The organism is Spongiibacter sp. C9W, assembly GCF_057370015.1.
On record NZ_CM170672.1, the window covers coordinates 1,744,945 to 1,757,027 of the forward strand.

11 protein-coding genes are annotated in these 12,083 nt (G+C 55.1%); 6 read left to right on the forward strand and 5 right to left on the reverse strand.

Translation table 11 applies throughout. From position 1 onward, the window contains the following. Positions 1-409: 409 nt before the first annotated feature. Positions 410-1,714 carry a tyrosine--tRNA ligase gene (gene tyrS / locus AC2Q8J_RS08330; RefSeq protein WP_486451049.1) on the reverse strand — a complete coding sequence of 435 codons (1,305 nt, stop codon included), beginning with the start codon at positions 1,712-1,714 and terminating at the stop codon, positions 410-412. A gap of 248 nt (positions 1,715-1,962) precedes the next feature. On the opposite strand from tyrS, the gene AC2Q8J_RS08335 reads away from it, so the two are divergent. Both AC2Q8J_RS08335 and AC2Q8J_RS08340 read left to right on the forward strand, forming a co-directional pair. Next, a complete protein-coding gene (locus AC2Q8J_RS08335; RefSeq protein ID WP_204997400.1) occupies positions 1,963-3,306 on the forward strand; it encodes an OapA family protein in 1,344 nt (447 codons plus the stop codon). Beyond that, on the forward strand, positions 3,303-4,424 hold the full coding sequence (locus tag AC2Q8J_RS08340; protein ID WP_486451050.1) for an anhydro-N-acetylmuramic acid kinase: 1,122 nt from the start codon (positions 3,303-3,305) through the stop codon (positions 4,422-4,424). The genes AC2Q8J_RS08335 and AC2Q8J_RS08340 overlap by 4 nt, the downstream gene beginning before the upstream one ends. Positions 4,425-4,432: 8 nt before the next feature. On the opposite strand, the gene AC2Q8J_RS08345 is transcribed toward AC2Q8J_RS08340, so the two are convergent. The 4 genes from AC2Q8J_RS08345 to AC2Q8J_RS08360 form a co-directional block, all read right to left on the reverse strand. Further along, positions 4,433-5,101, reverse strand: coding sequence for an OmpW/AlkL family protein (locus AC2Q8J_RS08345; protein ID WP_286696211.1), 669 nt, complete (start codon positions 5,099-5,101; stop codon positions 4,433-4,435). A gap of 181 nt (positions 5,102-5,282) precedes the next feature. Further along, on the reverse strand, positions 5,283-5,636 hold the full coding sequence (gene erpA, locus AC2Q8J_RS08350; protein ID WP_027873028.1) for an iron-sulfur cluster insertion protein ErpA: 354 nt from the start codon (positions 5,634-5,636) through the stop codon (positions 5,283-5,285). Positions 5,637-5,716: 80 nt separating this feature from the next. After that, a complete protein-coding gene (gene argC, locus AC2Q8J_RS08355; RefSeq protein ID WP_286696212.1) occupies positions 5,717-6,757 on the reverse strand; it encodes an N-acetyl-gamma-glutamyl-phosphate reductase in 1,041 nt (346 codons plus the stop codon). Between the two features lie 15 nt (positions 6,758-6,772). Beyond that, positions 6,773-8,173 carry a chloride channel protein gene (locus AC2Q8J_RS08360; protein WP_286696213.1) on the reverse strand — a complete coding sequence of 467 codons (1,401 nt, stop codon included), beginning with the start codon at positions 8,171-8,173 and terminating at the stop codon, positions 6,773-6,775. A gap of 132 nt (positions 8,174-8,305) precedes the next feature. On the opposite strand from AC2Q8J_RS08360, the gene hemJ reads away from it, so the two are divergent. The 4 genes from hemJ to AC2Q8J_RS08380 all read left to right on the forward strand — a co-directional run bounded on the left by hemJ (position 8,306) and on the right by AC2Q8J_RS08380 (position 11,984). Beyond that, on the forward strand, positions 8,306-8,725 hold the full coding sequence (gene hemJ / locus AC2Q8J_RS08365) for a protoporphyrinogen oxidase HemJ (protein ID WP_204997406.1): 420 nt from the start codon (positions 8,306-8,308) through the stop codon (positions 8,723-8,725). Between the two features lie 117 nt (positions 8,726-8,842). After that, positions 8,843-10,126 (forward strand): glutamate-1-semialdehyde 2,1-aminomutase, encoded by a 1,284-nt coding sequence (hemL, locus tag AC2Q8J_RS08370; protein ID WP_486451051.1) that lies wholly within the window; start codon positions 8,843-8,845, stop codon positions 10,124-10,126. A gap of 24 nt (positions 10,127-10,150) precedes the next feature. Next, positions 10,151-11,161: a porphobilinogen synthase gene (gene hemB / locus AC2Q8J_RS08375; protein WP_486451052.1), complete on the forward strand. Its 1,011-nt coding sequence runs from the start codon at positions 10,151-10,153 to the stop codon at positions 11,159-11,161. An 85-nt stretch (positions 11,162-11,246) separates the two neighbouring features. Beyond that, positions 11,247-11,984 (forward strand): TIGR04219 family outer membrane beta-barrel protein, encoded by a 738-nt coding sequence (locus AC2Q8J_RS08380; RefSeq protein WP_204997394.1) that lies wholly within the window; start codon positions 11,247-11,249, stop codon positions 11,982-11,984. Positions 11,985-12,083: the final 99 nt, after the last annotated feature.

The window sequence follows — 12,083 nt, forward strand, 5'->3', positions numbered from 1 at the left end:
AGGACGCGTATTATAAATACTTCGTCCTGTTTGGCAAGCGTTTTTTGAAAAGTTTTTAAAGCGTTTTCAAAAGCCGTTTTGCCGTTTCGCTTACCTCTTCAACCAGCACTTCCAACCTCAGCTGAAAGCCCGTCTCCGTAAGCGAGGGAGCGCATTATAGAGCCGCCCCTGGTAGAGTCAACCGCTTTTTGAAAAAGTTTTTAAACCGCCTCAAAAGCACCTTGAAACCACCCTCGCAAACCTCAGCAACACCACCTTCCAAACTTCCCGAAAGGCCCGTCTCCGTAAGCGAGGTGGCGCATTATAGAGACCCAAACCCCAGAGTCAACACACCGCAACAAACTAATTACAAAAAAATGACAATCGATCAAAACAGCAGCAATTAACGGTCAAAACAACAGCAAGTTGATCAGCGAATCACCAGCAGCTGGTACTTCTTCTTCCCTAGACGCACTACATAGTAGCCATCGCCCAGCGCCTTTTCCGCCGCAAAGACCTCTGCAGCCTTCATATTGTCATCCATACCCGCAGCGACAGTGTTCACCCACACTGCATTTCGCCCCAGCGCATCCTTTACCTGCTTGCCCGCCGCCATTCCAACATCGGCAAGCAGCTGCGTGAGCGGTCGCTCCAGTAAGTCACCTCGCGACAACTCAGCCGAGGGCAAGCCATCCAACCGTAATTGCTCCAGATCGGCCACCGAAAGATCTGCCAGTTCGCCGGAGAACAACGCCTCCGTAATACGCTGCGCCGCCGCGACCCCGTCATCGCCGTGAATCAGCGCCGTCATCTGCTCTGCCAATACGCGCTGCGCTTGAGGGCGACCTCCCGCCTGCGCGTCTTGGGCTTCTATTTCAGCGATCTGATCAACACTCAGGAACGTGAAGTAGCGCAGGAATTTGTATACATCGGCATCGGCGGTACCCAACCAGAATTGATAGAAGGCGTAAGGCGATGTCTTTTCCGGATCCAGCCAAATCGTGCCGGACTCCGTTTTACCGAACTTCGTACCATCAGCTTTGGTGACGAGCGGCATTGTCAAACCGTGCACAGCACCGCCATGCATTCGGCGAGTCAGGTCGATACCCGCTGTGATATTCCCCCACTGATCTGAACCACCCAACTGCAAGCTGCACCCATGCCGCTTATGCAACTCTGCAAAATCCAGAGCCTGAAGCAGCGAGTAGCTAAACTCGGTAAATGAAATCCCAGAGCCCTCACGATCGATTCGCTGCTTCACAGACTCCTTGGCAATCATGCTATTCACCGAGAAGTGCTTGCCGACATCACGCAAGAACTCAAGCGCTGTCATGGGCCCAAACCAGTCCAGATTATTCGCCATCTCCGCGGAATTATCACCGCAGTCAAAACTCACGAAGCGCGATATTTGGGAGCGCAAACGCTCAACCCACCCCGCCACCACATCAGGCGTGTTCAACTGCCTTTCCTGTGCTTTAAAGCTGGGGTCACCAATCAAACCGGTCGCACCACCCACCAACGCTATGGGTTTATGACCGGCATCCTGAAAACGCTTTAGCGCCAATAGCGGCACTAAATGGCCAATATGCAAACTGTCTGCAGTGGGATCAAAGCCACAATACAAGGTCCGAGGAGCTTCAGAGAGGTACTCCGAAAGACCGTTTTCGCCGGTCATTTGCGCGATGAGCCCACGCGCCTCCAAATCGGCCAGTAACCGAGTATCGAGCCTTGTCATGTTTAAAGAACCTTAATTCACTATTTCTGTCATACCAAACGCAGGGTACTGCGTCGACGCGAAAGGCAGGGACTGCCTAGGGCCGAGCACGATACAACAAGCCCTGTAAAAATGGAACGCGGCCCCCAGACCGCAGGCGCCACAAAAGCTAGAAATTACGTTAACATTCGGTAAATACGCCTTATAGCACCACAAGTCTTTGTTATAATGGTCAAAAAAACGCCAAATGACATTTACCCGGAACCACGATGCTTGACCGCCAAAAAAAACGACACGCAGCCTTCCGGGAAGGCCCTCGCTTCCCACGGCGGCATTTAGCTATTGCCGCGTCAACGCTGATCGCCTTGGGGATCTCCCTGCTGATGCTGCCCGGAGAAAATGCCGAGGCCAAACGCACAGCGATTCCTCTTAACCTGGAACTCACGCCGATCAGTCCGAGCGAACAGGAACCGGAGCCCCTCTCACCCATAGAACCGCAGCGCGAGTGGCTGGAGATCGAGGTTCGGCCAGGCGACTCGCTCTCAAGCATTTTCAATCGCGCCAAGCTGAGCCCGCAAGACCTACACGAGCTGATAAGCACCGCTAAGAAAACCAAGGCATTGAATCGCATTCGCCCCGGCCAGAAACTCGGCTTTCAGATTAGCGACCAAGGCAAGCTGGACGCGATGAGCCTGCAAGTTGATAAGCTCAACAGCCTGATATATGAGCGCGGCGTAACCGGCTTTTCTACGACAGAAGTCAGCGAAACCCCAGAGGTTCGACAACGCGTCGCGAGTGCGACCATTACCAGCTCTCTATATAAAGCAGCGCAAGAAGCCGGGGTCAGCCAGAGCATCATCATGGAGCTTGCCAATATTTTTGGCGGGGTTCTGGACTTCGTCTACGATGTGCGGAAGAACGATTATTTCATCGTCATCTATGAGGAACTCTACCTCAATGGAGAACACCTTGGCAGCGGCCAAATCCTCGCGGCCCAGTACTTTAACCGCGGCGACTCCTTCCAAGCGTACCGCTATGTGAACAAACAGGGTGAGATCGACTACTTCTCGGAAAGCGGCGAGAGCATGCGCAAGGCGTTTTTGCGAGCCCCACTCGATTTTACCCGCATCAGCTCCCGCTTTGACCCCAAACGCCTTCACCCCGTCTTTAAAACGGTGCGCCCGCACCGAGGCGTTGACTACGCAGCCCCCCGCGGCACACCGGTATATGCGGCAGGCGATGGCAGAGTGCTGGAGGCCGGCTACTCAAGAGCAAACGGCAACTACGTTTTTATCAAACATGGCGAAGCGTACGTGACCAAATACCTCCACCTGCACAAACGCGCCGTATCTCGCGGAGAACGAGTTCGGCAGCGGGAGACTATTGGCTGGGTAGGCTCAACAGGCTATGCCACGGGGCCACACTTGCACTACGAATTCCTGATGAATGGCGTGCACCGCAACCCCGCCACGATCGTCGACAAATTGCCGCCGCCTACTCGCGTCGGGCGTAACGACATGCCGGACTTTTTACAACAGATCAGCGGTCTGCAGTTACAGCTGCGCACCTATGCCGCACAGCGCAACTACAACAGCCCCGGCTCCGAAGGGTGAGCAGCTCGCTATATATTGGGCTGATGTGTGGCACCAGCCTCGATGCAATAGACATTGCCCTGATTGACACCGCGAACCAGTGCAAACTACTTGCCGCCGCCGAGGTGCCACTGCCCAGTGCGCTTCGCAACGCTCTGCTCGCACTGTGCAGTGCTGGCGACAACGAAATTGAGCGAATGGGCCAGGCCGATCGCGAGCTTGCCCTCGCCCTTGCGCAAGCGGTGAATCAGTTTCTGCGCTCCCAAAGCTTAAACGCTCAACAGATCGCCGCCATCGGCTCTCACGGCCAAACAATACGCCACCGCCCCACAAGCCCGCAAAGGCCTGTTGAGCAGGCATATACACTGCAGATTGGCGACCCAAACACACTTGCCGAAGAGACCGGCATAACCACCATTGCCGACTTCCGTCGCCGCGATATCGCCGCTGGCGGCCAGGGTGCACCGCTCGTCCCCGCCTTCCATGCGGCCGTCTTCTCCCGCGCGGGCAGCAATCGGGTGATCGCAAATATCGGTGGTATGGCCAACATCACTGTATTGCACAAGAACGGCAGCGTTAACGGCTATGATACCGGCCCTGGCAATGTCCTTATGGACAGCTGGATTCAACATCGCAGGAATAGCGAGTACGACCGCGATGGCGACTGGGCCCGCAGCGGAACCGTAAACACCGGCTTACTCGAGAAGCTGCTCGACAACCCCTATTATCGGCAAACCGGCCCCAAAAGCACCGGCCGAGAGCACTACAACCTTGCCACCCTGACGGCACTGTTAAATACACTCCCACCAATACCCGACAACGACGTTCAGGCAACGCTGCTTGAAGCAACAGCGGTAACATTGAGCGATGCAATTAAAGCTGAAAACTTGGAGGGCAAGGTATCGCTATTTCTTTGTGGCGGAGGAGCATATAACAGCGCATTGCGGCAGCGGCTTGAAGAAAAACTATCAGAAATGGTCGTTGAAAAGACAGATGCTCTCGGCATTCCGGCCAACGCAGTAGAGTCTGCCGCATTTGCGTGGCTGGCCTATGCCGCGCTCAACGGCAAGCCCGGCAATGTGCCAAGCGTAACGGGCGCCAAAGGCGCCCGCATACTAGGGGCTATCTACCCCAGCTAAGTTAGCGTTTAAAACTTGTAACCCACGCTAATGGTGTAAACCATCGGATCCACATCAATATCAGCGGTGAACTTACTACCACCGTCAGTGCGAATTTCTGCCTCAGTTTCCAGGTCGAGCCAACGCGCCGACGCATTCACTAACCAACGCTCGTTCACATGGTAGTCAGCACCCACTTGCAAGGCGATACCGAATGAGTCTTCAAGGTCGATACTGCCCTTGTCGACCGCGCTTTCGAATTCAGACGTCAGGTCCTCGTCAAACAGCACTGTATAGTTCAAACCCACACCAGCGTAGGGTTGAAAGCCGTTCACCGATGCAAAGTGATAAACCATGCTCAAGGTGGGTGGCAAATGTTTGAAGGTAGCGATATCAACACCGGCTAACGCACCGCGACCTGTCGCCGTATGTTCGAACGGTGTTGCCGCTAACAACTCGACCCCCCAGTTCGCATCCAGCATATACTCGGCGGTAATACCCAGCTGCGTGTCGCTGTCCAGGCCCACTTTCGCGGCCATCGGGCTTCCATTCGCAACGATATTATCGCTGCTTTCCCGCGGGTCAGTCGTGGTAACACCACCACGCACCACCCAATCACCAGCTTCGAAACTGTGTGCGGCAATTGGCGCTACCAAGCTACCAAGAAGAAGGGGAACCCATGCTTTCATCTGCTTCATATCGTCATCCTCATGAGGAGTTATCTTCGTTCTGGGTTCCATTAGAACGAATTTTCTGAGGGCGACTCTTGATCTAGATTAAGCCTTACTAAAAATAAGGGAATTTAGCGATTGCATAAAAAAATACTGGCTGGCGCCAGTATCTTAAATGCGCGTCAGCGCAGATTTACTCAGACGAGTGTTAAATAGAAAAGGACGAACCACAACCACAGGTGGTACTGGCATTTGGGTTGCTAACAACAAAACGCGAGCCCTCCAAGCCTTCGGTATAGTCGAGCTCAGCACCTTCAATATACTGATAGCTAAGCGGATCGACCAATACAACGACGCCCTCTTTCTCAACCAGCGTATCGTCTTCCTCTGCCAATTCGTCGAAGGTAAAACCGTATTGGAAACCAGAGCATCCACCACCGGTGACAAACACCCGAAGCTTGAGGTCATCATTCGCCTCTTCTTCCATCAGGTGTTTAACCTTCGCCACAGCACGCTCCGTTAACTGCAATACTGACGGCGTATACTCTTCTACTACTGACATACCTTACCTCACTGCTTTTACCCAAAGGGCAGGACACAATTATCCTCTTATCCGAGTAAAACAGTCAAGAATGCCAGACACTAGGGCAACAGCGCGACACCATCCAGGCCCGCAGACTCATCCAAGCCGAACATCAGGTTCATATTTTGGATGGCCTGGCCCGAAGCACCTTTTACGAGGTTGTCGATCACTGACAGCACCACCAGGGTGTTGCGGTTTTGCGGGCGATGCAGCGCAATGCGGCAGGTATTTACACCGCGCACTGTCCTTGTTTGCGGCAGACTTCCCAGCGGCATTACGTCGACAAAGGGCGCATCGGCATAGCGCTTTTCGTACATAAATTGCAGCTCGTCCAAACCCACGGCGGGGTCCAACAGCTCTGAGTACAAAGTGGCGTGGATACCGCGCACTTGTGGTAACAAATGCGGTGTGAAGGTCAACTGCACGGGCTTACCAGATGCCGACGACAACTCCTGCTCAATCTCAGGTAAATGGCGGTGGCCCGCCACGCCATAGGCTTTAAAGCTACCATCTAACTCGGCAAACAAGGTATCCACCTTCGCCTGCCGGCCAGCGCCACTCACCCCAGACGCCGCACTAGCAATAAGCCGCTGATCGTCAATTAGTTGCTGCTCAAGTAGTGGCAAAAACCCTAACTCCACCGCCGTTGGGTAACACCCCGGGCAGGCGATCAAGCGTGCGCCTTTTATCGCGTCGCTGTTGCGCTCTGGCAATCCGTACACCGCCTCGGCGAGCAACTCGGGGCAGGCGTGCTCTTCGTTGTACCATTGTGACCACAACGCGGCATCGCGGATACGGAAGTCGGCCGACAAATCAATCACCCGCGTGCCGCCAGCAAGCAGCTCGGGCACCAGCTGCATTGCGACGTTGTGGGGGGTCGCGAAGAACACAACGTCACAGGAAGACAGTGCTGCCACATCAGGCACTGAGAAGGCGAGATCACAAACACCGCGCAAACTTGGAAAGAGCTGATCAACCGGCACGCCGTCTTCGGCCCTTGAGGTAATCATTGCCACTTCAGCATTGGGGTGGGCGGCAATAAGGCGCAGCAGCTCCGCACCGGTATACCCCGTTCCACCAACAATCCCAACCTTTAACACGGGCCTATCTCCTATTCACTTATCTGTCGTCGATGAAGTATTGCTAGCGACCTCATCATCTTGCTTGCTTTTGAGCAAATGCTCCCAACTGCGAACTAAATCCTGTGCGAGCACGTGGTATACCGGCTGCGGCATTACCAGCTTTGAAACGACCGTTGCCGCTAATGCACTCACCATTAAGGCCGGTAGTATATCGTGATTATTCCCTGTTAACTCTAAAACAATCACGAAGGCGGTGATTGGCCGCTGCACCACGCCAGCGAAATAGCTCGCCATGCCGACGAGTATCAATGCTGTCGCCTGCACATTGGGGAAGAGGCTCGTCATCGATGCACCCAACTCCGCCCCCGCCGCCAAGCTGGGCGAAAAGATCCCGCCGGGAATACCACTGAAATAGGTAAGCATCGTCGCCAGAATCCGGCCAAACGCCGTCCACCAACTGCCCTCCGCTTGCTGAGCCAGCAGCGCTTTTGCCTCCACGTAGCCACTACCCATGGTCGCGCCGCCGGATACCAACCCCATCAGCGCCAACACCACGCCAATCACCATTGCCACTCGCATTGGTCGCGCTCGCACCAAAGGCGCCACCGCACGACTTCCTTCGACCAAAAAGAAACTGAACAGACCACCGAGTAATCCGCAGACGACACTGGCAGCAATAATGAAGGGATAGTCTTCAAACGGCATCGCGGTGACATCTGGCACGCCGAAGTAACTGTAGTGACCAGCAAACATGAGCACGACAACACCCGAGAGGATGATTGCCATAATCAACGTCCCCGTTGTGCGCGCCTCCATCGACTGCTGCAGTTCTTCGATGGCAAAAACGATACCGGCCAACGGTGCATTGAACGCAGCAGACACTCCAGCGGCACCCCCGGCCACAATCAGGCTGCTTTCAATTTGTTTTTGCTTCAACTTTGCCCAATGGCCAAATTGATACATTAGCGCGGCGCCAACATGTACGCTGGGACCCTCACGCCCCACTGTTGCCCCCAACAGCAACGCGGCACAGGTTAGCAGTACTTTTAATATCGCGACCGGCAGCGATAGGAAGGGGCCTCGAAGCCAGTGATAACTCTGTTTGTGCACCAACAGCACCTGCGGTATCCCACTGCCTCGCGACGCCTTGGCCAAACGGTTCATCAACCACACAATCGCCATCAGGCCGAGTGGCGTTATCACCAGAAACGCATACGGATACTGCGAGTGCGCGTGCTCAAAAAGAGAAAAACTCTCCTCAGAGAGCCAGGCGAACCCCTGTATCACCAACCCCACAGTTAAGGCGCCAAGCCAAAACACTGCACGCATTTTCCAATCTTCCAGCGTACCGAGCTGACGCCGAGTGTGACGACGGTTCAATATCCACCACAAACGCAAGCGACGACGAGCGCGAGCAATGATGCTGTATTCCATGCCAATAAAGCCTGCGGGTAATTGCGAGAAGTGAGATAGCAGCCGAGCCAGACTGCCCAATAAGCGCGCAACTATTGTATGCTAAAGCCACCTACCGCCCAACTGCTGAGTAACATAAGCGAGCCCCACCCCATGCTCTGGTTTAAAGCCCTGCATATTATTGCCGTTGTTTGCTGGTTTGCCGGCATATTTTACCTCCCCCGCCTGTTTGTTTATCACGCCATGGCTGAAGACGCCGCCACCCAGCGTCATCTCTCGACCATGGAGCAAAAGCTCTACCGCTTCGTTAGCCCGTTTGCGATATTGACCGTCATCTTTGGCATCGCCATGATGGCGTACAACCCCAATTACTACCTGCACGCTGGCTGGCTGTGGCTTAAGCTGGCCTTTGTCGCCTTCTTAATCGTTTACCACCTATACTGCGGCAAACTCGTAAAACGCTTTGCGAATAACGAGAACCAACGTGGCCACGTGTTTTACCGCTGGTTCAACGAAGCGCCCGTTATTGCGCTGTTCGCTATTGTATTTCTTGTTGTACTCAAACCCTTTTAAAACCCGTATACCCAGTGAAGCCGACGACAAGATGTCGCGCTTCCCTAGGAAAAATCGCCCCAAGTCGGGATAATACCCGGCGCTTATCTGCCCAATATTGAGGTTCTCGCATCCACCATGAGTCGTTCAGAGCAGCTATTCCAGCAAGCCCGCCAACACATCCCCGGCGGTGTAAACAGCCCCGTCAGAGCCTTCAAAGCCGTTGGCGGCACCCCGCGCTTTATTGAGCGCGCAGAAGGGGCCTATGTCTTTGATGTCGATGGCAAACGCTATATCGACTACGTTCTCTCGTGGGGGCCTATGCTGCTCGGTCACGCCCACCCCTCAGTGATTACTGCGGTAACGGAACAAATTCAAAAGGGCCTCAGCTTCGGCGCGCCCACCGAAATAGAAACACGACTGGCAGATCGTCTTTGCGACATCGTTCCCGGCATGGACATGGTGCGCATGGTGAACTCTGGCACCGAGGCAACGATGAGCGCGATACGCCTGGCGCGAGGTGCCACGGGGCGAGATAAAATTATCAAATTCGAAGGCTGCTACCACGGTCATTCCGACTCCCTGCTAATCAAAGCTGGCTCTGGAGCACTGACCTTTGGCGTACCCAGCTCACCAGGGGTACCGGCCGCACTCGCCGAGCATACCGTCACCCTCAGTTACAACGATATTGAGGGCGTACAAAAGGCGTTTGCTGAGTTTGGCGACCAAGTTGCCTGTGTGATCGTTGAGCCCGTCGCGGGCAACATGAACTGCGTTCCCCCGCTGCCCGGCTTCTTAGAGTGCCTGCGCGAGTGTTGCGACGCTCACCAAAGCCTGCTGATTATCGATGAAGTAATGACCGGCTTCCGCCTTGGTCTGCAAGGCGCTCAAGGCTATTACGGCGTAACAGCAGACATCACCTGCCTGGGCAAAGTGATCGGCGGCGGCATGCCGGTGGCTGCCTTCGGGGGTCGACGCGACATTATGGAACAGCTGGCACCCAGCGGCCCCGTCTATCAAGCGGGAACCCTGTCCGGCAACCCCGCGGCCATGGCCGCCGGTCTGGCGATGATTGACGCCATTTCTCAGCCGGACTTCTACAACATACCCTTCGCTCGCACTGACATGCTTATTAATGGCTTACATGCACGCGCTGAAGCGGCTGGCATTCCCCTGAGCAGCAACCATGTTGGCACCATGTTCGGTGTGTTCTTCACCGAAGAGAAACGCATCAGCAACTACCAGCAGGTCATGGCCTGTGACACCGACCGCTTTAACCGCTTCTTCCACGGCATGCTGGAGGGCGGAGTATACCTCGCCCCAGCGTCCTATGAAGCAGGCTTTATGTCGGCGGCCCACACTGAGGCCGATATTCAGGAAACGCTGGATGTTGCTGAGCGCGTGTTCGCCAACCTTCGCTGATCCCACATTACAAGGATGCAAATCATGACGACCTCCCTGCAACGCGGTGCTTTTCCTGCCACGCGGATGCGTCGCTTACGCGCAGCTGATTTCAGTCGCCGCTTGGCGCGCGAAAGCTCACTCACGCCGGACGACCTGATATACCCGATGTTCGTCCACGAGGGTGAGAATCGGCGCGAGGCCGTGGCGTCCATGCCCGGAGTCGAGCGGTTGAGCATCGACCTGCTTGCCAAAGAAGCGAAAGCCCTGGTCGAGCTAGGCATACCGGCGATTGCCCTGTTCCCTGTTGTCGGCGAAGGCGGCAAATCTCTTCACGCCGAAGAAGCTTACAACCCCGACGGTTTGGCGCAGCGAGCGATCAAAGCCGTCAAAGATGCCGCGCCCGAACTGGGCGTGATTACCGATGTCGCCCTCGACCCTTACACCACGCACGGCCAAGACGGCATCATTGATAAGCACGGCTATGTACTCAACGACATCACCACCGAAGTACTGTGTAAGCAGGCTCTCGCACAAGCGGATGCTGGCGCCGACGTCGTGGCCCCCTCTGACATGATGGACGGCCGTATCGGCGCCATCCGCCAGAGCCTCGAAGCCGCAGGACACATCAATACCTGCATACTCAGCTACGCCGCCAAATATGCATCGAGTTACTACGGCCCGTTCCGCGACGCCGTCGGCTCAGCGGGCAACCTGGGTAGCGGCAACAAGTACAGCTATCAAATGGACCCCGCCAACAGCAACGAAGCACTTCATGAATGCGCACTCGACCTTGCCGAGGGTGCCGACATGATCATGGTGAAGCCCGGCATGCCCTACCTGGACATTGTTCGCCGAGTGAAAGATGAGCTGCGTGTCCCCACCTACGCCTACCAAGTGAGCGGGGAATACGCCATGCACTGCGCAGCATTCGACAATGGCTGGCTGAATCGCGAAGCAGTCATTTTGGAATCACTACTGTCATTCAAGCGCGCTGGCGCCGACGGTGTTTTGAGCTACTTTGCCAAAGAAGCGGCAATATTACTGAACCGCTAGTCTTTACCCTGTAACAGGGAGGACTTATGGTTCTAAAACAATAGTTACGCACAACAAGAAATAACGACCACAACAGGGGAAGAGCATGATCAACAAAAAATTGATGACCGCAGCAATGCTAGCGACATTCGCGGCCGGCACACAGGCCGACATTCTCGGTGCCACAGCAGGTGCCTATCAGTGGAAGCAAAGCTGGGAAGGTGACGTTCAATCAGGCCCAGACGCCATCGACATGAACGACGACCTGGGCTACGACGACGAGACGGGCACCAGTATTTACGTCGCCCTGGAACACCCCATTCCGGTACTCCCTAATATCCGCCTGCAGCGCACCGACCTGGATATTTCTGAGCGCAACAACCTGTCTCGTACTTTCACGTTCGAAGGAGACGTCTACACCGCGGCTGATACCGTCGATTCAACGACCGACCTCACGCATACCGATGCCACGTTCTACTACGAAGTGTTGGACAACTGGGTAAACCTGGATGTCGGCCTGACGGTTCGCATGTTCGACGGTGAGGTTCGCCTGGCCACCACCGGCCGCGAAGGTTCGATCGAGCTGGATGCGCCGGTACCGATGCTCTACGGTAACGCACGTTTCAACCTGCCCTTAACCGGTTTGTATGCACAGGCAGTGGGCAATGTGATTAGCTTTGGCGACAACAGCGTGACCGACATGGCAGTAGGACTGGGCTACGAAGTCGCTATCGTGTCTCTGGAAGTCGGCTACCGCAACTTTGACGTCTCGCTGGAAGATGACGACGAAGAAGCCAGTGTGACTGTCGATGGCATTTACTTTGGCGTTAACATCGACATCTAAGCCCCGCGGTAAATAGAGGCTTCACAAACGCGCAGTCCGGGGAACCGCTGCGCGTTTTTATTTGTCTGATGATCACATAGCCCTGCGATAACCCGAGTA